19 protein-coding genes, 1 tRNA gene, 3 rRNA genes and 1 pseudogene are annotated in these 23,204 nt (G+C 45.6%); 13 read left to right on the top strand and 11 right to left on the bottom strand.

From position 1 onward, the window contains the following. Positions 1-4: 4 nt before the first annotated feature. The 3 genes from rsmB to def are packed head-to-tail and all read right to left on the bottom strand — an operon-like array spanning position 5 to position 2,779. Positions 5-1,285, bottom strand: coding sequence for a 16S rRNA (cytosine(967)-C(5))-methyltransferase RsmB (rsmB, locus tag K0I73_RS18540; RefSeq protein ID WP_220062479.1), 1,281 nt, complete (start codon positions 1,283-1,285; stop codon positions 5-7). Next, positions 1,285-2,259, bottom strand: coding sequence for a methionyl-tRNA formyltransferase (fmt, locus tag K0I73_RS18535; RefSeq protein WP_220062478.1), 975 nt, complete (start codon positions 2,257-2,259; stop codon positions 1,285-1,287). Before fmt ends, rsmB begins: the two co-directional genes overlap by 1 nt. Before the next feature lie 7 nt (positions 2,260-2,266). Then, positions 2,267-2,779: a peptide deformylase gene (gene def, locus K0I73_RS18530; protein WP_220062477.1), complete on the bottom strand. Its 513-nt coding sequence runs from the start codon at positions 2,777-2,779 to the stop codon at positions 2,267-2,269. Positions 2,780-2,904: 125 nt separating this feature from the next. On the opposite strand from def, the gene K0I73_RS18525 reads away from it, so the two are divergent. The 3 genes from K0I73_RS18525 to K0I73_RS18515 all read left to right on the top strand — a co-directional run bounded on the left by K0I73_RS18525 (position 2,905) and on the right by K0I73_RS18515 (position 5,582). Continuing rightward, positions 2,905-4,002, top strand: a complete 1,098-nt coding sequence (locus tag K0I73_RS18525) for a LysM peptidoglycan-binding domain-containing protein (protein WP_220062476.1) — start codon at positions 2,905-2,907, stop codon at positions 4,000-4,002. Positions 4,003-4,086: 84 nt separating this feature from the next. Beyond that, on the top strand, positions 4,087-5,106 hold the full coding sequence (gene dprA, locus K0I73_RS18520; RefSeq protein ID WP_220062475.1) for a DNA-processing protein DprA: 1,020 nt from the start codon (positions 4,087-4,089) through the stop codon (positions 5,104-5,106). 2 nt (positions 5,107-5,108) lie between these two features. Beyond that, the gene (locus tag K0I73_RS18515) at positions 5,109-5,582 is read left to right on the top strand and encodes a DUF494 family protein (protein ID WP_220062474.1); all 474 of its coding nucleotides are present in this window, start codon (positions 5,109-5,111) and stop codon (positions 5,580-5,582) included. On the opposite strand, the gene K0I73_RS19225 is transcribed toward K0I73_RS18515, so the two are convergent. From K0I73_RS19225 to K0I73_RS18505, 4 genes and pseudogenes are all read right to left on the bottom strand, one after another. Then, a complete protein-coding gene (locus K0I73_RS19225) occupies positions 5,579-5,824 on the bottom strand; it encodes a hypothetical protein (RefSeq protein WP_258405239.1) in 246 nt (81 codons plus the stop codon). The two genes, K0I73_RS18515 and K0I73_RS19225, sit on opposite strands and share 4 nt — an antisense overlap. Before the next feature lie 126 nt (positions 5,825-5,950). Further along, positions 5,951-6,154 (bottom strand): collagenase, encoded by a 204-nt coding sequence (locus K0I73_RS19220; protein WP_286670431.1) that lies wholly within the window; start codon positions 6,152-6,154, stop codon positions 5,951-5,953. A 119-nt stretch (positions 6,155-6,273) separates the two neighbouring features. Further along, positions 6,274-6,549 (bottom strand): annotated as a pseudogene (locus tag K0I73_RS19215) (collagenase); the annotation flags it as partial. 121 nt (positions 6,550-6,670) lie between these two features. Beyond that, positions 6,671-6,913: a hypothetical protein gene (locus K0I73_RS18505; protein WP_220062473.1), complete on the bottom strand. Its 243-nt coding sequence runs from the start codon at positions 6,911-6,913 to the stop codon at positions 6,671-6,673. A 223-nt stretch (positions 6,914-7,136) separates the two neighbouring features. On the opposite strand from K0I73_RS18505, the gene K0I73_RS18500 reads away from it, so the two are divergent. The 3 genes from K0I73_RS18500 to hemF all read left to right on the top strand — a co-directional run bounded on the left by K0I73_RS18500 (position 7,137) and on the right by hemF (position 9,327). Further along, on the top strand, positions 7,137-7,700 hold the full coding sequence (locus tag K0I73_RS18500; RefSeq protein ID WP_220064461.1) for a DNA topoisomerase family protein: 564 nt from the start codon (positions 7,137-7,139) through the stop codon (positions 7,698-7,700). A gap of 104 nt (positions 7,701-7,804) precedes the next feature. After that, entirely contained in the window at positions 7,805-8,362 is a 558-nt protein-coding gene (gene tsaC / locus K0I73_RS18495) for an L-threonylcarbamoyladenylate synthase type 1 TsaC (protein WP_220062472.1), read from the top strand. 47 nt (positions 8,363-8,409) lie between these two features. Beyond that, complete coding sequence (gene hemF / locus K0I73_RS18490) at positions 8,410-9,327, top strand: oxygen-dependent coproporphyrinogen oxidase (protein WP_220062471.1); 918 nt, start codon at positions 8,410-8,412, stop codon at positions 9,325-9,327. A gap of 60 nt (positions 9,328-9,387) precedes the next feature. Here the strand turns inward: hemF and K0I73_RS18485 are convergent, their stop codons facing one another. Continuing rightward, positions 9,388-9,816 (bottom strand): group II truncated hemoglobin, encoded by a 429-nt coding sequence (locus K0I73_RS18485; protein ID WP_220062470.1) that lies wholly within the window; start codon positions 9,814-9,816, stop codon positions 9,388-9,390. A 195-nt stretch (positions 9,817-10,011) separates the two neighbouring features. Between K0I73_RS18485 and aroE the strand changes: the two genes are divergently transcribed. Beyond that, positions 10,012-10,830, top strand: coding sequence for a shikimate dehydrogenase (gene aroE, locus K0I73_RS18480; protein WP_220062469.1), 819 nt, complete (start codon positions 10,012-10,014; stop codon positions 10,828-10,830). A 44-nt stretch (positions 10,831-10,874) separates the two neighbouring features. Further along, complete coding sequence (locus tag K0I73_RS18475; RefSeq protein ID WP_220062468.1) at positions 10,875-11,144, top strand: DUF1488 family protein; 270 nt, start codon at positions 10,875-10,877, stop codon at positions 11,142-11,144. On the opposite strand, the gene K0I73_RS18470 is transcribed toward K0I73_RS18475, so the two are convergent. Then, positions 11,141-11,698 carry a gamma carbonic anhydrase family protein gene (locus K0I73_RS18470; protein ID WP_220062467.1) on the bottom strand — a complete coding sequence of 186 codons (558 nt, stop codon included), beginning with the start codon at positions 11,696-11,698 and terminating at the stop codon, positions 11,141-11,143. The genes K0I73_RS18475 and K0I73_RS18470 overlap by 4 nt on opposite strands. Before the next feature lie 569 nt (positions 11,699-12,267). Here K0I73_RS18470 and K0I73_RS18465 point away from each other — a divergent pair. The 5 genes from K0I73_RS18465 to K0I73_RS18445 all read left to right on the top strand — a co-directional run bounded on the left by K0I73_RS18465 (position 12,268) and on the right by K0I73_RS18445 (position 20,185). Next, positions 12,268-13,810 (top strand): 16S ribosomal RNA (locus K0I73_RS18465). A 349-nt stretch (positions 13,811-14,159) separates the two neighbouring features. Further along, positions 14,160-17,053, top strand: a 23S ribosomal RNA gene (locus tag K0I73_RS18460). Between the two features lie 124 nt (positions 17,054-17,177). Then, positions 17,178-17,293: ribosomal RNA gene (rrf, locus tag K0I73_RS18455) — 5S ribosomal RNA — on the top strand. The 16S, 23S and 5S rRNA genes sit together here with 1 tRNA gene alongside, the layout of an rRNA operon. A 36-nt stretch (positions 17,294-17,329) precedes the next feature. After that, a tRNA-Asp gene (locus K0I73_RS18450) sits at positions 17,330-17,406 on the top strand. Positions 17,407-17,701: 295 nt separating this feature from the next. Next, positions 17,702-20,185: a putative bifunctional diguanylate cyclase/phosphodiesterase gene (locus tag K0I73_RS18445; protein ID WP_220062466.1), complete on the top strand. Its 2,484-nt coding sequence runs from the start codon at positions 17,702-17,704 to the stop codon at positions 20,183-20,185. On the opposite strand, the gene K0I73_RS18440 is transcribed toward K0I73_RS18445, so the two are convergent. Beyond that, a complete protein-coding gene (locus tag K0I73_RS18440) occupies positions 20,174-21,154 on the bottom strand; it encodes an alpha/beta fold hydrolase (RefSeq protein ID WP_220062465.1) in 981 nt (326 codons plus the stop codon). The two genes, K0I73_RS18445 and K0I73_RS18440, sit on opposite strands and share 12 nt — an antisense overlap. 113 nt (positions 21,155-21,267) lie before the next feature. Beyond that, positions 21,268-23,067, bottom strand: coding sequence for a DUF885 domain-containing protein (locus K0I73_RS18435; RefSeq protein ID WP_220062464.1), 1,800 nt, complete (start codon positions 23,065-23,067; stop codon positions 21,268-21,270). Positions 23,068-23,204 lie beyond the last annotated feature (137 nt).

The following is a 23,204-nucleotide window of genomic DNA, read 5'->3' as shown; positions in this document are numbered from 1 at the left end:
AACGTTATCCCTTAACCAGGCGAGCGTAATAAAACCCATCCATATTGTCTTGGCCTGGCGTAATTTGCCAGCCGATATCACCGCTATTGGATTGTTGTGCGATGGGGACGAGTGTTGCGTCTTGGGTTCTCGCCAAAAATGCACGGATCTGTTCGGCATTCTCTTGCGGTAAAATTGAGCAAGTTGCATAGAGCAGTGTGCCACCTGGTTTTAGCCACTGCCAGCAATGATCTAAAATTTGTGACTGCAGCGACGCTAGATCTTCAATATCGGCTTGTTTGCGTAACCATTTAATATCGGGGTGGCGACGTATAACACCCGTGGCCGAACAAGGAGCATCGAGTAAGATGCGATCGAATTTGTCCCCGTGCCACCATGAATCGATATCCGCCGCATCACCGTGAATGACTTTGGCATTAAGGGATAAACGATCAAGATTTTGCTGTACACGCTCGAGCCGTTTGGCATCGAAATCGACAGCGACTAAGTCAATACTCTTCTCTGTCTCTAATAGATGACAGGTTTTGCCGCCTGGAGCAGCACAGGCATCGAGCACTAACTCATCGGCTTGCGGCGCTAGAAGCGTCGCAGCCCATTGTGCCGCGCCATCTTGAACCGATGCGGCACCTTCACCGAATCCCGGTAATAGCGCAACATCTTTAGGGCTCTCAAGTAAAATAGCATTGTCGCTACTTCCTGTTGTCGCCGCTATCTCTTGTTCATCAAGCAGGGCAAGATATTGTTCACGAGTTTGGGACAGTTGGTTGTTACGTAGCCACATAGGTGGACGTTGGTGGCTTTGCTCAATTACTTGTTGCCAACTGTCTGGGTAAGCGTCTTTTAATCTTTTGACTAACCAAGCTGGAGTATTAAAGGCTAAGGTATCGTTATCTGTTGGCAAGGGCGCCTGATTGCGCTGCAAGTTTCGTAGAACACCGTTGACGACTTTGACTAAGCCATCGAATTTTAGCTGTCGGCAGGCTTCTGCGGTTTCAGATATCGCCGCGTGTGCAGGAATACGAGTAAAGTACAGTTGGTAGCAGCCGATTAGTAGTAGCTGGTGGACAATACGTTGCTTACCTTTCATCGGCTTGCTCATGCAATCGCTGATGAGTTTATCGAGCTGAGGGAGGTAGCGCATTACGCCGTAACAGAGCTCAGCTAATAACGCTTTGTCTTTGCCACTGGATAATTTTTGCTGTTGCTCAGGCAGCGCCACAGAGAGTGATACACCTTTTTCCAATACCTGAAATACCACTTTCGCGGCTAAGCCTCGTAGATTCATTAGGCATTGGCCTCTGAGTTTTGTGTTGCATTTTGAAGTTGCGTGCCCGGTGTGAACCAGTCGCCGCGAGAGTTAAGAATGTCGACGACAGGCATCGCTTTTTTGCCTGGAAGTTGCATTGTCTCTAAAACCAAAATACCGTCACCTGTTGCAATGGCTAACCCTTGTTTATCGGCGGTAATTACGGTGCCGGGGACGCAATCGCTGACTTGCTGAATGACACTGGCTTGCCACACCTTTATGCTGGCATCCATGTGAGAGAAGTGACTGGCAGGCCAAGGATTAAATGCCCTAATTTCTCGCCAAAGCTGCATAGCTGGCTTACTCCAGTCTAATAGTGCTTCCTCTTTGCTGAGCTTTTCTGCGTAGTTAGCGAGGGCTTCATCTTGTGGCTCGGCTTTGAGCGTACCACCGGCTATGCCTGCTAATGCATCGATAAGTGCGTCAGGACCTTGCTGAGCGAGCTTTTCATAAAGCGTTGCTGAGGTATCGCTGTCTTCAATAGGTAGATAAGTTTTTAGTAGCATATCGCCAGTATCTAGGCCGATATCCATCTGCATAATGGTTACGCCCGTTGCCTCATCTCCCGCCCAAAGTGCACGTTGAATGGGGGCTGCCCCGCGCCAGCGAGGGAGAATTGAGCCATGAACATTAATGCATCCCAGTTTTGGTGTATCGAGTACCACTTGCGGCAAAATAAGCCCATAAGCAACCACCACCATAATATCGGCATTGAGTTTGGCAAGCTCTGCTTGAGCCTCTTCATTGCGTAAACTGCTAGGTTGATAAACTGGTATTTGGTGTTCTATGGCTAACGTTTTGACTGGGCTAGATTGTAGTTTTTTGCCGCGGCCTGCAGGTCTATCTGGCTGAGAGTAAACGCCGATGACATTGTGCTCAGACTCTATCAAGGCTTGTAGATGACGAGCCGCAAAATCGGGAGTTCCCGCGAAAACGATATTAAGTGGTTTCAAGTGCAACTTATCCTTGCTTGGCTTCGAGGCGGGCAGCTTTTTCTAGCTTCTGTTTAATGCGTTGTCTCTTTAGTGGTGATAGATAATCGACAAACAGTTTACCCTTGAGGTGGTCAAGTTCATGTTGCAGGCAGATAGCAAACAATCCATCAGCCTCTAAAGTGAACTCGTTGCCATTGCGATCGAGTGCCTTTATGGTGACAAATTCGGCGCGATCAACTTTGGCATAGACATCGGGTACCGACAGGCAACCCTCTTCGTTGCAAAAATCACCACTTTTTTCAATGATTTCTAAGTTAATAAAAACTTTTGGTCGCTCAACGTCATCTTGCAAGTCCATCACGATCAATTGATGGTGATAATCAACTTGGGTTGCGGCTAGACCAATCCCCTTCTCTTCATACATTGTTTCGAACATATTATCGATTTGTGTTTGAAGCTCAGCGGTAAATTCTGTAATTGGCTTAGCAATTGTGCGTAAGCGCTCATCTGGGAAACGTAGTACTTTTAGTAAACTCATACATAAACTCTTAACAAGTCTGTCAAATTTGAGCCAGTTGGTTATACTGACCTAAGCTAATAGATTAATTTTAATCCTTAGTGGCAATCAATAACAGCAAAAGCTCGATATTAAGGGCAAACAGCATGGATACCCCCATGAAACGACTAATTTTACTCGGTTTAATGATATTAAGTTGTTCGTTCGTTTTCGCAGATACTCTGACATTGAAGTCAGGGCATCCCGATTCTTATGTTGTAAAGAAAGGGGATACCCTTTGGGATATTTCAGCATACTTTCTTAAGGATCCTTGGCGTTGGCCTAAACTCTGGGGGGCTAACCCTCAAATAGCCAATCCTCATCTTATTTATCCCGGTGATAGACTGACCTTAGTGTTTATTGATGGCGAACCTAGGTTGGTGGTTAAGCCTCATATTCGTAAAAGTCCTGAGGGCAGAGTATTACCTAAGGGCGGAGCCATTCCTGCAATAGATTTGGCGTTGATCCAACCCTATTTAGTGCAGAATAGAGTCGTCGATGCCGCTTGGTTTGCAGAGCAACCTATGGTGATGGGGGGGGAGAGCGACTCGAAATACCATGTGATGGATAATATTGTTTATATTCGAGGTGAATTAACCGTTGGTGACAAGTTTGGTGTTTATGCCGCAGGTCGTCAGTTTACCGATAAAGACTCTGGTGACGATCTAGGCCAAGAGGTGATATTAACCGCTAGTGGCCGTGTTGTAGAATCTGGTCCCGTATCCAAGGTTCATTTGCTCAGCAATATGAGAGAGACTAAGGCGGGGTATCGGGTTCTACCTATTGATGATGACGCATTAATGTCGGCATATTTTATACCTGCCGCTGCGACAACCTCGGCATCAGTATTAGCTTCAGAGCGTAATATTAGAGCCATGGGCAAGTTAGATGTGGTTTATATCGATCGCGGTACTAATGATGGCGTTGAACCTGGTCATGTCTTTTCGATATTTAGAGATGGTACTGAAATCGTTATCGATGGTAACGGTCAACCGGTAAAGCCTGAAGATCGCAGCGCGTACGAAGATATGTTATCGGCTATCTCTTCTGATAATGCAGTTAAGATGCCCGATATTTATCATGGCAAGTTAATGGTATTTAAGGTGTTTGACAAGGTAAGTCTTGGATTGATTTTAATCAATGAGAAGCCTGTCAGAGTGCACGATAAGTTGCTTCAGCCTGACACATTGTTACAAGGTGAATAAATAGATAAAAAACTGGTCGATTGGCTAGTTGTTTGTGCGGTATCTGGGCTAGGACCCGCTCGGATTAAACAATTATTAAATTACATGGAAGTAGAGGAGCTGAGGCAAAGGCTCGAGCATGAACATCATGCCTTACCTTTGCCTGAGCAGCTGCTCAAAGCTTGTTACACTCCTGACTTTTCTCGTGTTGAAGCTGCTCTAAGTTGGCTTGATAGTAGCGAGCAGCATCATATTATCACCCAGAGTGATCCTCTTTACCCCAGTCTATTGCTACAGATAGCGGACCCGCCTCCCTTGTTGTTTGTCAAAGGCGATCCTAATGCTCTGCTCCGTCCAATGATCGCTATCGTCGGGAGCCGTGCTGCATCTCAAACGGGTTTAGCTGTTGGTTATCAATTGGCACGAGAGTTGGCGGCATGTGAAATAGTCGTATGTAGCGGCATGGCTGCTGGCATAGATGGCGCCGCGCATCAGGCGGCAATGGATATTGAGGGAACAACCATCGCGGTATTGGGGACTGGAATTGATGTTATTTATCCTAAAAGGCATCGTAAACTATACGCTGATATTCAAGCATCTGGCTGTTTGGTGAGTGAGTTTTGGCCCGACACAAAACCCTATGCAGGTAATTTTCCAAAGCGCAATCGTATTATTAGTGGGCTATCTCTGGGTGTGTTAGTGGTCGAGGCTGCGCGAAAAAGCGGCTCACTAATTACTGCTAGATTAGCCTTAGAGCAAGGGCGAGAAGTGTTTGCTGTACCAGGCAGTATCCTCGCGGGGGATCATCAAGGTTGTCATGATTTGTTACGAGATGGGGCAAAACTTGTCGAGTCAGCGGCCGATATGATAGAAGAGCTTGCACCTTTATCGAGTTTTCACCTTGAAGAGTTGCATAAGCGTCACCATATAGGGGAGGAGTTAGCTTCTGATTTGCCATTTGCCTCGCTGTTAGCTAGTGTAGGTTATGAGGCCACACCAATAGATGTTGTGGTCGAGCATAGTGGAAAAACGATAGAGCTAGTACTAGAGCAAATGCTTGAACTTGAACTACAAGGTTGGGTTTCAGCAGTACCCGGTGGTTATATAAGACTTAAGAGGAGCTAGCCATGTTTGATATCCTCATGTATCTATTTGAAAACTATGTTCACAGTGAGGTTGATTTATTAGTTGATGAAGACGAATTGACTAAAGAATTAACACGAGCTGGTTTTCACCAATCTGCGATTCTCAAGGCATTGACTTGGTTAGAGCATCTTGCAACGTTACAGGAGAGTGAGCAGCCTTACCTCTGTGATCATGCTCAGCATTCGTTTCGGATTTATACCGAAAAAGAGATGGATAAGCTCGACGTTGAGTGTCGTGGTTTCTTACTGTTTTTAGAACAGATAAAAGTACTTAGTGTTGAAACCCGTGAAATGGTCATTGACCGAGTAATGGATCTAGATGAACCATCATTGGTGTTAGAAGATCTAAAATGGGTGATTTTAATGGTGTTATTTAATTCACCAGGAAATGAATCTGCCTATGAACAGATGGAAGATCTTGTTTTTGAGCAGCCTGATGGAAGGTTACACTCTTAAGTAGATTGAATAAAAAGGAGGTTTTTGCCTCCTTTTTCATTTCCATCATTTTGAAAATGCCGATGCTTGTTATCTTGAATGAGATAGTTTGGGGTCAAATAGTCACGATAGCCATAGCGATCGAGTTTGTTTATTTTTGGTGTTGCCCGCGCCGTTTTTTCTTCGAAATAATCTGTTTTTAAATATTTGCTCAGCTGCACAAAATCGTCATGGTAGTTTTCAGCGAGAAGGCGAATAGCCATGTAACTCTATTTATAGGTTCTATCGAGTTCATCTTTGTATTCGGTGGCAAAGCTCTCTTCTAATGTAGGCGCTTTCTCTATATTTCGCTTAATCACTTCGAATGTAGAGGGGTTATCATTACCTTTCTACATGTACTCGGCGAGTCCTTCCGACCACCACTCCATTTTGCTTGGGAAGTGTCCAAAGCCGCCATATTTTACAAAGTGACCGTTGAGGTAGTGCATATATTTATGGTTAAGGTTCCAGGTAGTGAATTCTGGTTCAATCCAAAATTGACGATAGGCAAAGAATGTCGCTTGATTCTCTGGTGTCGACGGTGTGCCTTCGATTTATATGCTGCCATTGTCGATTTGAATATCAAAAAGCAGCTGTCCGTAGGCGTTATATGACTCCAGTTTTTGAATGCCACTACTCGTAAGGTGCTATTTGTGTCGTTGGCTGTCGGTGCATTTTCAGTTTGAAGTAATCGGTGGAAACTTGATCCTTGTGAAATAAGTTTGTTGCGGCGATGTGCCAGTCCTTGCGGGTTGAGATCTTGTGCCAGAATCAACAGTGATTCTGAGCAGATATGATTAATCGGTAAGACCTCTGTTAGCGCGGGTATATGGCAAGTTTCACTCTGCTGTACACAGCTTGCCTGTCCAGAAAAGGTGTTGATATGGAAATCGAGTGTGTAAGTGTTTTTTGCGAGGCTACCACGTTGCTCAATATCGGCTTTGGTCATTTTGGCTACGGCTGTGTCTATGGCTAATTCTGAGGAGGTGGGCTTGCCATCCTCGCCAATCGGGAGTGCGAGACGATATTGTCCTAATGCCCAGTAGGTACTGGCTCGTAGCTTAGGTTGCTCAGCCAATATCTGACGGCGTGATAGGGTATAATGCATGTGTTAGACGCTGTTTATCTTCAAGGTCGAGAGCGTCCAGAGGAGCAAAATAGATAAATGCTCGCTGAAAATAGAGCTGTTTATCGAGCTGAACGGCGGTATTTTTACTTTGATTAAGCCTAATGGCTTGATTGAAGCTGTCACGAGTATGGAGCGAACCATGGCTAAAGAACAGAGCTGTCGGTGGTTTGCAACTGCTGAACAATAAACGATTTTTTGTCGATTTGCGTTACAGCGCTACAAGCTGAGAGCAGGACCAGGCTCGGATAGAGTGATCAATGAACGGGGTAACATAGTGGCTCCTTCTTTTTTGTATACAACATATCCATAGTTGTTAACAAAGACTAACTATAATTAGATGCTTATTCGATTCCCAAGCTGTATCGGAGCTTGGTAAAATGCATAAAGATTTAGCCAACGAGATGACCATGTCAAAAATTGATCAACAACTGTTTACCTCTCATGAGCATGCCTTGGAAAAGGAGTATGAGCTTTGTCCTAAGTGTGGTTGTGAATTGTCGGTAAAAAACAGTAAGCATGGTGGGTTTGTCGGCTGCAACAACTATCCTGCTTGTGATTACACTCGTCCACTCGTTCATCATGAATCAATAGAGACACAGGTCATCGAAGGCTCTGAGTGTCCAGAGTGTGGTGCGGAGCTCGCGGTAAAGTCGGGTCGTTTCGGTATTTTTATCGGGTGTACTCGTTACCCAGAGTGCACTCATATTGAAAAGCATGATCATGACGATGAGCAGGAACAGATTGCCTGCCCTAGCTGTAAAAAAGGGGTCATTGAACATAGAACCAGCCGTTTCGGTAAAACCTTCTACGCCTGTAGCGCTTATCCTAAATGCAAATTCTTAGTTAATTACTCTCCAGTTGCAGAAACTTGCCCTGATTGCGGTTTTGGTATTCTCGTCGAGCGTAAAGGTGCTGCTGGTATGCGAGTAGAATGCCCGCAAAAGCAGTGTAAATATAAACGCCCGTTATAGGCCCTTATGTATACAGCGTTGTCAGTATTAGCTATCTCTGTATAATCTCGATTCATTGAAAATGATGATACGTCTAAATAAGTTCGATGAGAAGGTTAGACTAAATGTTGCAGCAAGATCCCCATGCGGTAGTTGATGTTGTTTTACAAGGTGGTGTCATCGCGTACCCAACTGAGGCAGTATATGGTTTAGGATGCGATCCTGATAATGACAGCGCTGTTAAAAAGTTGCTGGAATTAAAGCAACGGCCTTGGCAAAAAGGGCTGATCTTAGTCGCTAGCGATTTTTCACAGCTAAAGCCCTATATCGATGAATCACAGCTTAGTGCAGAGCAGTTGCAACGGGCAATCGACAAATGGCCTGGCCCCTTTACCTTTATCATGCCCATTAAGCCTGACTTATCTCAGTTACTCTGCGGTCAATTTAATTCATTGGCGGTAAGGGTCTCTAATCATCCTGGTGTACAGGCCTTGTGCCAGGCGCTGGGTAAACCTATTGTTTCGACCAGTGCCAATTTGACGGGGCAAGATCCTGCGATGACGGCTGCAGAGGTCATTTTGCAGTTCGATGGCAAAATCGATGCGCTGGTTACAGGCGAGTTAGGTCGTGAGCTAAAGCCCTCGACAATAATCGATGCCATTAGTGGCAAGATTTTAAGGTAGAGCCACTTTTTAGCTTGAACCAGATAAAACCATAACAAGGAATAAATATGAGTAAGCCAATCACCAGTGAGGTTAAAGCATTCCTACTCGGTCTGCAGCAGCAGATATGCGCAGGTTTAGAGCGCCTCGATGGTAAGGCTGAGTTTATTGCTGACTCTTGGACGCGAGAAGAGGGTGGCGGCGGAACCAGTCGAGTGATGACCGATGGACAAGTATTTGAACAGGCAGGGGTTAATTTTTCCCACGTGACGGGATCTGCCATGCCTGCATCGGCCACGGCTCATAGACCTGAGTTGGCTGGCCGTAGTTTCGAGGCGATGGGTGTGTCATTGGTTATTCACCCTAAAAATCCCTACATTCCAACCACACACGCTAATGTTCGCTTCTTTATTGCCGAAAAAGAGGGAGCCGACCCAGTATGGTGGTTTGGTGGTGGGTTCGACCTCACTCCTTATTATCCGTTTGAAGAAGATGTCATTGGTTGGCACCAAAGTGCCAAAGAGTTATGTGAACCTTTTGGCCATGATGTTTATCTTAAATACAAGAAATGGTGTGATGACTACTTCTTCTTGCCACATCGCAACGAAACCCGTGGTGTTGGTGGCTTGTTCTTTGATGATCTCAATGAGCAAGGCTTCGATACTAGCTTTGCCTTTATGCAGTCGGTAGGTAATGGGTTTTTAAAAGCCTATGGTCCAATTGTTGAACGCCGCAAACACGTTGAATATGGTGAGCGCGAGCGTAATTTTCAGCTTTATCGCCGCGGACGCTACGTCGAGTTTAATTTAGTGTATGACCGAGGTACCTTATTTGGGCTGCAAACCGGTGGTCGTACAGAGTCGATTTTAATGTCGATGCCGCCACTGGTGCGCTGGCAATATGCTTATACCCCTGAAGAGGGGAGTCCTGAGGCGCTGCTCTATAGCGATTATCTCGCACCAAGAGATTGGTTAGGCATTGAGTGAAACAGTACAACAGTAAAAGGAGCTAAATAAGCTCCTTTTTTGTGGGTCATAGCGTCATCTTTATCGATTACGCATATTATCGGCGAGTGTGGATATAGCTTGGTAAATGGCTTCTCTATGCTGCGGTTGCTTAATCTCTAGCTCAATAGCACGTTTCATACATAGCAACCATTGATCGCGCATCTTGCTATCTATAGCAAAAGACATGTGTCTTGCCCTCAGAGCAGGATGACCATATTTTTGCTCAAACAGCGGTGGACCACCTAGCCAGCCACTTAAAAACTCAAACAGTTTCTGCTCCGATTCGGCGATAGGGGAGCGATGCATAGCAAATAGCGCTTGAGTCTCGGGATTGCTTTGCATCTGCCGATAAAACTGTTTTGCCAATACCGCAATGACCTTCTCGCCACCGATACGATCATAAGCATTCGACTGCTGCGGATCTCGCTGATCCTGCTTCTTTAATAATAACTTTGTTAACCACTTCATTGCTGAAACCTATGTTTATACTCATTGGTATAGTAGGCGTTATTTATGATGACTCGCACCCTAGCGTATTGTTAAGTGTCAATCAACTAAGCGTACTAAATCCGCCTTGATGAAAATAATGGACATGCATTGACTTTGATTCCCAGCTAAAGCTCAGTAGACTGATGCCATAGTCAAAAAACACTGAGCCAATCGATGACAGACAGATATGCCGTATTAGGTAATCCTATAGGCCATAGTAAATCGCCCGCAATTCACCAAGCGTTTGCGGCTGCTACAGGGCAAGCAGTAAGTTATGAAGCGATACTCGCGCCAATCGATGGCTTTGAATCTTGCTTGCAGCAATTCATCACAGATGGCGGCAAAGGGGCCAATGTCACGGTACCTTTTAAAGAGCTGGCATTTACCTTGTGTGATGAACTCAGCGAAGAAGCCAAATTGGCTGGGGCGGTTAACACGTTAAGCGTACTGAAAGACGGCAGATTAAAAGGAGACAATACCGATGGGATTGGACTCGTTGCCGATCTGCAGCGCCACCTAGGTGATCTTCATGGCAAGAAAGTATTACTCGTGGGGGCTGGTGGTGCGGCGAGGGGCTCGATCCTTCCTTTGCTTAATAGTGGCATCGACTCGATAGTTATCCATAACCGTACCCAAGAGAAAGGAGTCGTGTTAGCAAAGCTATTTGCTCCCTTTGGCGATATTCAGGCTAAGGGACTAGACGAGCTGGGGCAGCCTTTTGATCTGGTGATTAACTCAACATCATCGAGTCTAACTGGTGAGGCCCCAGCACTACCAAGCGTGGTAATTGGCGCTCATACAGCTTGCTACGACATGATGTATGCTAAACAACTTACTGCCTTTAATCTGTGGGCGCGGGAGCATGGTGCTAAACAAGTCATTGATGGTCTCGGGATGCTTGTCGGCCAAGCGGCCAAGAGTTTTGCCTTGTGGCGCGGCGTCGAGCCTGATGTTACCCCAGTACTCGCTAGCTTGCGTCAGCAATTAAGCTAGAGCGCTAAGATCAGTAAAAGTGATTATTCAGTAAAGGATAGGAAATGAACCAAAGCGTTATATTTGGCGATAGTTGCCAATGGGATACAGATCGGAGTAGCGTTCATTTTGTTGCGCAGCAACAAGGGATGACAATCGACTGTTACATTAATTTAGCGGCACTGCTGGCATTATCAGGTTTAGAAGAGGCCCAGCCTCAGCAGGTCATCGCCCTGTTTGAGCAATTTCGATTCGATATTGAGGATAGGGCACAAGAGCTCATCGACCAGGAAGCCGTCGATGAGCAAGGCTGTTTAGTGATTAATTCAATTTAAGTCGGTAAGTCTTGCAGTGCTTCTTCTATATATTCATTCTTCAAACGCACATAGTTGTCGGCCGATTGAGGTAAGAAGTTCAATTCGTCTTGGGTCAATGCTCTGATCTTTTTCGCTGGGCTTCCCACATAAAGGTGTCCTTGCTCAAGCGTTTTGTTAGGAGGAACCAAAGAGCCAGCTCCTAAGATCACATCATCTTCAATGATCGCCCCATCTAAAATGATCGCTCCCATACCTACAAGAATACGATCTCCTAACTGACAACCATGCAACATGGCTTTATGGCCAATAGTGACATCATCGCCAATAGTCAACGGATGCCCTAGAGGCCGAGCGGCCGATTTACGGGTCACGTGCAATACAGTACCGTCTTGAATATTAGAGCGCTTACCAATTCTTATCTGGTTCACATCGCCACGAGCCGCCACTAAGGGCCAAACACTGGCATCGCTATCTAAAAAAATGTCACCTACTAAAACACAAGCTTGGTCAATATAGACACTGTTATCAAACTGCGGGCTGATACCCTTATAAGATCGTAAACAATTTGCCATTGGGTAGTCCTTAAAACGGCTAAAATAGCGAGAATCTAGCAGTATAATGGGTAAAAAGTAGCTGGTCAGGCTAAAAAGCATTCAAACAGTGCAAAAGTAATGGTTTTCTTTAAAAAAGCCCTTGCGCACAATCGATAACTCCCTATAATGCGCCCCACTGACACGGCAAACAGCGTCGCTAAGCGACATGAATGCAGTGATTCAGAAAGTTGAGTTTAAAGTGAATAAGTTGAAAAACTTCTTAAAAATCACTTGACGCCGACAACGGGAAGTGTAGAATACGCATCCCTAAGCCAACGACCTAGCGTCAACGGCGGCTAAATGAACGAGTCAAATCGTCATGTTAGCCACGCTCTTTAACAAGATGAAACAAGAAATCTGTGTGGACACTCACAGGTGTTGAGTTATTCGAAATTGCTTTTCTGTCTTCGGATGTAAAGCAATCAAAAATTTTACTCAATGTAAGATGAGTGTTCATAGCAATATGTACAACATGTTAGAGATTCTTCCGAGTCTTTAATGTGGAATCAGAATTCATTGAGCCGAAGCTTTAAGCTTCAACAAAACTTTAATTGAAGAGTTTGATCATGGCTCAGATTGAACGCTGGCGGCAGGCCTAACACATGCAAGTCGAGCGGTAACAGGAATTAGCTTGCTAATTTGCTGACGAGCGGCGGACGGGTGAGTAATGCCTAGGGAACTGCCCAGTCGAGGGGGATAACAGTTGGAAACGACTGCTAATACCGCATACGCCCTACGGGGGAAAAGAGGGGACCTTCGGGCCTTCTGCGATTGGATGTACCTAGGTGGGATTAGCTAGTTGGTGAGGTAATGGCTCACCAAGGCGACGATCCCTAGCTGTTCTGAGAGGATGATCAGCCACACTGGGACTGAGACACGGCCCAGACTCCTACGGGAGGCAGCAGTGGGGAATATTGCACAATGGGCGCAAGCCTGATGCAGCCATGCCGCGTGTGTGAAGAAGGCCTTCGGGTTGTAAAGCACTTTCAGCGAGGAGGAAAGCTTAAGCGTTAATAGCGTTTAGGTGTGACGTTACTCGCAGAAGAAGGACCGGCTAACTTCGTGCCAGCAGCCGCGGTAATACGAGGGGTCCAAGCGTTAATCGGAATTACTGGGCGTAAAGCGTACGCAGGCGGTTTGTTAAGCGAGATGTGAAAGCCCCGGGCTCAACCTGGGAACTGCATTTCGAACTGGCAGACTAGAGTCTTGTAGAGGGGGGTAGAATTTCAGGTGTAGCGGTGAAATGCGTAGAGATCTGAAGGAATACCGGTGGCGAAGGCGGCCCCCTGGACAAAGACTGACGCTCATGTACGAAAGCGTGGGGAGCAAACAGGATTAGATACCCTGGTAGTCCACGCCGTAAACGATGTCTACTCGGAATTTGGTGTCTTGAACACTGGGTTCTCAAGCTAACGCATTAAGTAGACCGCCTGGGGAGTACGGCCGCAAGGTTAAAACTCAAATGAATTGACGGGGGCCCGCACAAGCGGTGGAGCATGTGGTTTAATTCGATGCAACGCGAAGAACCTTACCTACTCTTGACATCCAGAGAACTTTCCAGAGATGGATTGGTGCCTTCGGGAGCTCTGAGACAGGTGCTGCATGGCTGTCGTCAGCTCGTGTTGTGAAATGTTGGGTTAAGTCCCGCAACGAGCGCAACCCTTATCCTTATTTGCCAGCACGTAATGGTGGGAACTTTAGGGAGACTGCCGGTGATAAACCGGAGGAAGGTGGGGACGACGTCAAGTCATCATGGCCCTTACGAGTAGGGCTACACACGTGCTACAATGGCAAGTACAGAGGGTTGCAAAGCCGCGAGGTGGAGCTAATCTCACAAAGCTTGTCGTAGTCCGGATTGGAGTCTGCAACTCGACTCCATGAAGTCGGAATCGCTAGTAATCGTGGATCAGAATGCCACGGTGAATACGTTCCCGGGCCTTGTACACACCGCCCGTCACACCATGGGAGTGGGCTGCACCAGAAGTAGATAGCTTAACCTTCGGGAGGGCGTTTACCACGGTGTGGTTCATGACTGGGGTGAAGTCGTAACAAGGTAGCCCTAGGGGAACCTGGGGCTGGATCACCTCCTTACCTATACGACTAACTTAATGTTTGTTGAGTGTTCACACAGATAACTTGTTCTTGTTAGAGCAGGTGGCACGTCTTAACGGCGATGCTTGTTCTTTAAAAATTTGGAAAGCTGATAGTGTTAATGTGAAAGGGATAATGACGTACTTGTACGTAATTATTTGTAGCATTGACGCGAAAATTAAAATTGAGTTCTCAAACACTTAAATCAAGTGCCGAATCATTCCCTTTAATTAGGATGATGATTCATGAGTATTCTTTTGGCGAAAGTAAACACCATTAGTTGCGATACAACATCAAGCTTACCCGCTTGATAAAGTTTGTTTCCTTGTGAAACTCATTTGGGTTGTATGGTTAAGTGACTAAGCGTATACGGTGGATGCCTTGGCAGTCAGAGGCGATGAAGGACGTAGTAACTTGCGAAAAGCGTTGGCGAGCTAGTAACAAGCATTTGAGCTAACGATGTCCGAATGGGGAAACCCACTAGCATAAGCTAGTATCACAACATGAATACATAGTGTTGTGAGGCGAACGAGGGGAACTGAAACATCTAAGTACCCTCAGGAAAAGAAATCAACCGAGATTCCCCTAGTAGCGGCGAGCGAACGGGGATTAGCCCTTAAGCGTAGAGGGTGTTAGTGGAATGTGTTGGAAAGCACAGCGGCACAGGGTGATAGCCCCGTACATGAAAACTAACTTTACGTGAAAACGAGTAGGACGGGACACGTGACATCTTGTCTGAACATGGGGGGACCATCCTCCAAGGCTAAATACTCCTGACTGACCGATAGTGAACCAGTACCGTGAGGGAAAGGCGAAAAGAACCCCTGTGAGGGGAGTGAAATAGAACCTGAAACCGTATACGTACAAGCAGTGGGAGCGGTTCTTGAGACCGTGACTGCGTACCTTTTGTATAATGGGTCAGCGACTTACATTTTGTAGCGAGGTTAAGCGAATAGCGGAGCCGTAGGGAAACCGAGTGTTAACTGCGCGTTTAGTTGCAAGGTGTAGACCCGAAACCCGGTGATCTAGCCATGGGCAGGTTGAAGGTTGAGTAACATCAACTGGAGGACCGAACACACGTATGTTGAAAAATGCGGTGATGACTTGTGGCTGGGGGTGAAAGGCCAATCAAACCGGGAGATATCTGGTTCTCCTCGAAAGCTATTTAGGTAGCGCCTCGAGCGAATACCATTGGGGGTAGAGCACTGTTAAGGCTAGGGGGTCATCCCGACTTACCAACCCTTTGCAAACTCCGAATACCAATGAGTACTACTCGGGAGACACACGGCGGGTGCTAACGTCCGTCGTGAAAAGGGAAACAACCCAGACCATCAGCTAAGGTCCCAAAGTTATTGCTAAGTGGGAAACGATGTGGGAAGGCTTAGACAGCTAGGATGTTGGCTTAGAAGCAGCCATCATTTAAAGAAAGCGTAATAGCTCACTAGTCGAGTCGGCCTGCGCGGAAGATTTAACGGGGCTAAGCAATACACCGAAGCTATGGGTACTAGCGCTTGCGCTAGTGCGGTAGAGGAGCGTTCTGTAAGCCGTTGAAGGTGAAGGGGTAACCCACGCTGGAGGTATCAGAAGTGCGAATGCTGACATGAGTAACGATAAAGGGGGTGAAAAACCCCCTCGCCGAAAGACCAAGGGTTCCTGTCCAATGTTAATCAGGGCAGGGTGAGTCGACCCCTAAGGCGAGGCCGAAAGGCGTAGTCGATGGGAAACAGGTTAATATTCCTGTACTTTTGCTAACTGCGATGGAGAGACGGAGAAGGCTAGGCTAGCGCGGCGTTGGTTGTCCGCGTTTAAGGCAGTAGGTGGTGCACTTAGGCAAATCCGGGTGCACATACACTGAGAGTTGACGACGAGGTTCTACGGAACTGAAGTAGTTGATGCCATGCTTCCAGGAAAATCTTCTAAGCTTCAGGTTAGCAGGAATCGTACCCCAAACCGACACAGGTGGTTGGGTAGAGAATACCAAGGCGCTTGAGAGAACTCGGCTGAAGGAACTAGGCAAAATGGTACCGTAACTTCGGGAGAAGGTACGCTCCTGTTGGTGATGAGACTTGCTCTTTAAGCTGACGGGAGTCGCAGATACCAGGTGGCTGCAACTGTTTATCAAAAACACAGCACTGTGCAAACTCGCAAGAGGAAGTATACGGTGTGACGCCTGCCCGGTGCCGGAAGGTTAATTGATTGGGTTATCTTCGGAGAAGCTCATGATCGAAGCCCCGGTAAACGGCGGCCGTAACTATAACGGTCCTAAGGTAGCGAAATTCCTTGTCGGGTAAGTTCCGACCTGCACGAATGGCGTAATGATGGCCACGCTGTCTCCAGCCGAGACTCAGTGAAGTTGAAATTGCGGTGAAGATGCCGTATACCCGCGGCTAGACGGAAAGACCCCGTGAACCTTTACTATAGCTTGGCACTGAACATTGACCCTACATGTGTAGGATAGGTGGGAGACTTTGAAGATGAGACGCCAGTCTTGTTGGAGTCAACCTTGAAATACCACCCTTGTAGTGTTGATGTTCTAACTCTGGCCCCTGAATCGGGGTTGAGGACAGTGCCTGGTGGGTAGTTTGACTGGGGCGGTCTCCTCCCAAAGAGTAACGGAGGAGCACGAAGGTTGGCTAAGTACGGTCGGACATCGTACGGTTAGTGCAATGGCATAAGCCAGCTTAACTGCGAGACATACACGTCGAGCAGGTACGAAAGTAGGTCATAGTGATCCGGTGGTTCTGAATGGAAGGGCCATCGCTCAACGGATAAAAGGTACTCCGGGGATAACAGGCTGATACCGCCCAAGAGTTCATATCGACGGCGGTGTTTGGCACCTCGATGTCGGCTCATCACATCCTGGGGCTGAAGTCGGTCCCAAGGGTATGGCTGTTCGCCATTTAAAGTGGTACGCGAGCTGGGTTCAGAACGTCGTGAGACAGTTCGGTCCCTATCTGCCGTGGGCGTTGGATGATTGAAGGGAGCTGCTCCTAGTACGAGAGGACCGGAGTGGACGAACCGCTGGTGTTCGGGTTGTCATGCCAATGGCATTGCCCGGTAGCTACGTTCGGAATCGATAACCGCTGAAAGCATCTAAGCGGGAAGCGAGCCCTAAGATGAGTCATCCCTAGAGCTTTAAGCTCTCTAAAGGGCCGTAGGAGACTACTACGTTGATAGGCAAGGTGTGTAAGCGTTGTGAGGCGTTGAGCTAACTTGTACTAATGACCCGTGAGGCTTAACCATACAACCCAAAAGGGTTTCTAACTAAGTGAATACTTAGCGAAAGAATACAGCCACTTGATTTAGTGTGACTCAATTTTAAAACTTCCTGCTTAGGCGGGAACAGCTTTCTAAATTTCCAAATTTGTCTGGAAACCATAGCATTGTGGCACCACCTGATCCCATCCCGAACTCAGAAGTGAAACGCAATCGCGCCGATGGTAGTGTGGGGTCTCCCCATGTGAGAGTAGGTCATTTCCAGGCGCCTAATTTAGTATCCCGCGTAAGCGTTTTACTAAAGGAGCGGTAGTTCAGTTGGTTAGAATACCGGCCTGTCACGCCGGGGGTCGCGGGTTCGAGTCCCGTCCGCTCCGCCAACATAAAGACGAAAGCCTCTGCAGTAATGCAGAGGCTTTTTTCGTTTTGGGAGGAAATTAGAAAAGCAAAAGAGTGGTTATACCAATCAGTATAAAGATCTGATCGCTCTGCGAGAGTTTACTGCTTTCGATGCTGTGTTAACGAGTTTGCCCCCAGTTCAACTGATTGGTATTACTAACGATAACAAGTTAACTGTGTCATAATTACGCAGTTAAACTGCTTTTTAAACTCATTTTTGTGTAGAATACAGAGGTGTGTTGTTTGATTGAGTGTTTCAATTAGGTACATTCGCTTTTGCAAAAACTCTTTGTACGTCCATCACTGCTTTTATTTACACCTTTGGTGTGTATTCTTCTGTTTGTCTTTTTTTTAACTGTTTCATACTATGTTGAACGTAATCAGCATCATACTGATGTCTATAACGGTAAGATTGATTCGGTTTCCCAGATGCTCACTCGAATGAATCATTTGGTTTCTTTGGCATCCGAATCACAGAGTTTTTCACGCGTTGAGGAGGAGATATCGCTATCGAGCAGTGATATATGGATGGCTGTTTATACCTTAATTGATCGTCAAGGCAATATACGTTTCGCTAATCACGCTGTTTGGCGAGACAGCTCTGCAAGTTTAGTTATTGATGGTTATCTGAAGGATTATCATCATGAAGCGGTAGATACCAATACACCTCTGATTAAGTTCAATGAGCAGAGACAATCTATACAAGCATATTTCCCTATTTTCCCTGCGGTATCTTCGTTGTCGGTTGAAAGGCCAGAACTTATTTATTTGGAGTACGACGTATCTCCAGCACTAATGGCGTCAGATAAAAATGTGCTCCTTAGTTTAATCCGAATCGGACTTATTGCCTTGGGGATCATCTTGGTTCTTTTGGCATTTATTTATCGATATGTACTGCGTCCGTTAAGGCAGATTAGCCAGCAGTCTAGTGAAGTCAATGGCGAGGAAGTCCCTGTCAGTAATGCTTATTCGCCATTCATAGAGCTTGAGTCACTCGCTGATAATTTGTCCTATTTTAAGGATAAGTACTTGAGCAGTACCCAGCAGCTAAAGGATAGTGAGCAGCGTTGGCTATTTGCTGTAGAGGTCTCTCGATACGGTATTTGGGATTGGAATATCTTGGATGACTCGGTTTTCCTTTCCGATAGATGGAAGGATATGCTCGGTTATAAACCTTATGAGCTGTCAGGTAGTCTATTGACATGGCAGAGTCGGTTACACCCTGATGATAAGAAGAGCACTCTAGACACGCTAAGTGGCTATTTGTCAGGAAAAACAGAAGAGTTTGAGAGTGTACACAGATTACGTCATAAGCAGGGACACTATATTTGGGTGCTAGATCGTGGTATGACTGTCGAGTGGGATGCTCAAGGGCGACCCCTTAGGATGATCGGGACTCTATCTGATGTAACTGATGATATTAGAAATCAGAAGGCAGCATCTCGCCAAGTTAAGCATGATCTTCTTACCGATTTGGCAAATAGACGTGCTTTGATGGATGAACTTTATGATTTAGAGAAAGAGTCAGACAGCTGCGCAGCATTGTTTATGATTGATTTGGATAACTTTAAAGTTGTGAATGATGTACTTGGTCATCACGGTGGTGATCGATTGTTGATTCAAATCGCAGCAAGGTTATCTAGTTATTTTTCAGTTAACTCTTTAATTGCCCGCTTAGCGGCTGATGAGTTTGTTATTTTGGTTAAACGATTACCGACAGACCCGATACTTGCTCAACGTAGAGCCCAAGCTTTAGCGAGCCAGGTGCGACAACTTATAGCGCGAAGTTTCAATATTAGCGCTCATACTTTTAATTTGTCTGCTAGCGTGGGGATTACTATTGTTGATCATTCAGAGCAATTATTACCAGAGCAGCATCTAAAACGAGTTAGTTTAGCTTTAGCGCAAGTAAAGGAGAATGGTCGCGATGGGGTCGTTGTGTATAGTCGAGAGATGGACCTTAAGGCAGAGCGAAACTTGCTGATTAGAACTGAGTTAGTTCATGCTATCGACCGAGAGCAATTATCATTGGTTTATCAGCCTGTAGTGAATACTGATGGCAATGTTGTGTCTGTAGAGGCTTTATTGCGTTGGAAACACCCGCAACACGGCTCTATCTCTCCTGCGGAGTTTATTCCGATTGCAGAAGGCAGTGACTTAATCAACGAGATTGGTCATTGGGTCGTATTGGAGGTTTGCCGCTTTATTCAGTTGTTAGAGAAGCAAAGCATCGAGCCACCAATGATCTCTATAAATGTCAGTTCGCGCCAATTTAACCAGCATGAGTTTTCAAAAAATTTACTAAATACACTACAAGAGCAAAAAATCCAGGCGAATAATATTGAATTAGAGCTTACAGAATATGCGTTGTTGACTGATATCGATCAGGTTAGGCAGTCCATGAGTGTATTGCGCGAAGCGGGCGTCAGTATAGCGCTTGACGATTTTGGTACAGGGTATAGTTCGCTGAGTTATTTACAAGGGTTGCCATTGAATAGATTGAAACTGGATGCCAGTTTTATCAGAGACATGGGCAATGGTGAAACGTCTGGAGCGATTGTTAAGGCCATGATAGATATGGCTCATAGCCTAGACTTACAATTTGTTGCTGAAGGAGTTGAGATTCAATCACAGCATGATCAATTGGCTGCTTATCAGTGCGATCTATATCAAGGGTATCTATTTCACCGCCCGATGATGGCAGATAAACTTAAGGCGCTTATTAGTGCTAAGGCTAAGATATCATCTTCAGCTATGTAAGTTTAAAAACTCGCTTAACAATGATAATGCATGATTTCTTGGGAGATCTTTTTCCATAAAGATCTCATGACGCGCAGACGCTATCTCTGTTATTACACAATGCTCACTGGCAGCTCTATCTTGACAATCATTGTCAACAATAGAGTCTTCTTCTGCCTGCAAGATTAAGATCGGTGTTTGTGATTCTTTCGCTGCGATAACTGCGCGTTCACTGGCATCAATCGCCTCTATCAACCATCGGTTGGTGGGCGACCCCAATTGCAACTGAGGTAACGCTTGGTAGATTTGACGATAGTTGTTATAACGAGATTCGCTATGGGTTAGATCATTGTGTTTAAAAGCCTCTGGAGTGTAATCTTTGCCACCAATGACGTAATTGGGGTGAGATGCTGAACCATTATCTAATTGCTTGGCAAGCCATCGAATGAAGTGTTTATTCAGCGGCAATACAATGCCATACATAGGTGCTGAAAATACCGCGGCCTTAAAGGTCGATGGCGATTTTTTAATATATAACGTACCTATGGTTCCGCCCATAGAGTGACCCACTAAGAACAAAGACTTATGTTTAGCGGGTTTGACAACATCATTGATAAAAAGATCAAAATCATCGATATAATCATCAAAGCTATTGATATGTCCTTGATGTGGGTTGCTTGATAGTCGACTAGATAGACCTTGGCCGCGATGGTCGAGCGCATAGATGCTATACCCGAGGTGGTAGAGATCGAAAATGAGCTCTTTATACTTTAAGTAAGCCTCTATTCTACCGCTGCTGATCACTATAGCTTTACTTGATTGAGGATGTTTAATGAAGCAATAGGCGAGCGAAACATTATCCTGCGTTGTCAGCATCCCCTCGGTAACACCCAGCCAAAAACGATCGACTTGTTCTGTATTACAACTCTCTTCTGATGAAAAAAGTAATGGTTTAATGGCAATATTTTGGTCGTTAATGGCTGTAAACATTGATTTGGCAGGACAGTGATCTGATAGCTGTCAGTGTAACATGGTTCCGTTAGTAACCACGAGTGATGAGTCAGGTTTGCACCCACCACTCTTATTTGGGTTAAGATTACTGGTTATGACTTGTTATTCTGTCGTTTGATAAAGTCATCAATCTGCTGCTCAAGCAACTCCATGGGAACTGAACCATTTGCTAAAATCGCATCGTGGAATGCACGAATATCAAATTGCTCACCTAAAGCTAATTCCGCTTTTTTGCGCAGGCGCTTAATGGTTAACTCACCAATTTTGTATGAAAGTGCTTGGCCTGGCCAAGAGATGTAACGATCGATCTCTGTGGTCACGTTATGCATTGATAAAGCCGTATTACTTGCCATAAAGTCTAGTGCTTGTTGACGAGACCAGCCTTTTGCATGCATGCCGCTATCGACCACAAGTCTAGCCGCCCGCCACATCTCATAGGTTAATCGTCCGAAGTTGCTGTAGGGATCTTGATAGAACCCAGCTTCTAAACCTAAAAACTCTGAATAGAGCCCCCAACCTTCACCAAAAGCTGAAATATAACTGTAGCGACGGAAGTTAGGTAGAGAGGTTAATTCCTGATTGAGTGAGATCTGCAGATGATGACCCGGTACAGCCTCGTGTAACGTTAATGCTTCCATTTCATATAGTGGGCGTTTATCCAAGGCGTAGGTGTTCACCCAGTAGTATCCTGGTTCATCTGCACGATTAGAACCTGAATATCTGCCTGTGGTGTACTTAGGGGCTATTTCTGCTGGCACAGGCTGGATCCCATAAGGCATTCTGGGTAGTTTCCCAAAATACTTAGGCAGCATGGCATCGGCCTTTTTGGCAATATATGCCGCTTCTTTTAGCAGCTCTTCAGGTGTTTTTGGATAAAATTGAGGATCAGTACGTAAGAAGTTAAGAAATGCTGCAAAGTCACCCTTAAAGCCGACTTGATTAATGACTGTCTGCATCTCTTCGCGGATCCGTTTAACCTCTTTAAGCCCGAGCTCATGCACTTGTTCGGCCGTCATATTGAGAGTGGTGTAATAACGCACCCTGTTTTCATAGAACTCCCGCCCATCAGGAAGATCTGATGCCGCTATGGTGTTGCGAGCACCAGGAATATACTCCTTAGTCATGAAATCAAAGTAAGCTCGGTAAGTCGGTAGCACTGTGTTGCTAACTAACTGTTTGCCTTGTTCTGTGAACTGTTGTTTTTGTTCATCACTGAAGTGTTTTGGATAGTGAGTGAATGGCTCAAAGTAACCACTTTTTTCTACAGGAACGATAAAGGCACTAATACTATTTTCGAAACCATTTAGGGTGATTTTAGCTGGCGTGATCCCTGAGTTCAGTCCCTGCTTTAACCAGTAGGTTTGCTGTGCGAAGTATTGGGGTAATGCTGTTAGTTTAGCAATATAGTTTTGATAATCTTGCTCGGTATTGAACCGACCTTTAGCAATCGATGCAATATAAGCATGAAATCCACTCTCTGCTGAAATCGGCAGATAATGATCTTTATAGCGATATAGGTCGACGCTGTTTTGCAGCTGATATTGCAAGATCTGCGCATTGATCTTGTCTTCTTTGGCAAGGGAGCTTTTATCTATCAGTTTAAGGCTATCTAACAGTGCTTGTTCTTTACTATTTATTGTTGCCAGCGCCTCAGGTGACATATCGGCAAGCTTTCCTGCTGCAGTCGTGTCTCCCTGAGCATAAGCTAAATCTGGACTAGACTCTAATCTTAATTGCCAAGCTTTATCTATTAAGGATGCCAGTTGTGGGTTAGCCGCAGTTGGTGCAGACGTTATGTCGTTCTTAGTTACGGACGTTGGCGATATCGATGGGTTAAGTTGACATGCGCTGAGGCTTAATAGGAGTAGGCAAGAGATAAAGCATTTGTGCATCAGAGAGTCCTTAAGTTTTAATTATTACTAGTGTGCAGATATTATGCATTATTCGCTTTAACAGCGTCATTATAAATACCGGATAACTTTTATGACGTCAGTGAGTTATTGTGACTAATATAAAGCTTAAAAGCTGA

Source organism: Shewanella mesophila (assembly GCF_019457515.1).
GTDB lineage: Bacteria > Pseudomonadota > Gammaproteobacteria > Enterobacterales > Shewanellaceae > Shewanella > Shewanella mesophila.
The sequence above is the reverse complement of the archived record's forward strand: the minus strand, read 5'-3'. Positions and strand labels throughout refer to the sequence as shown.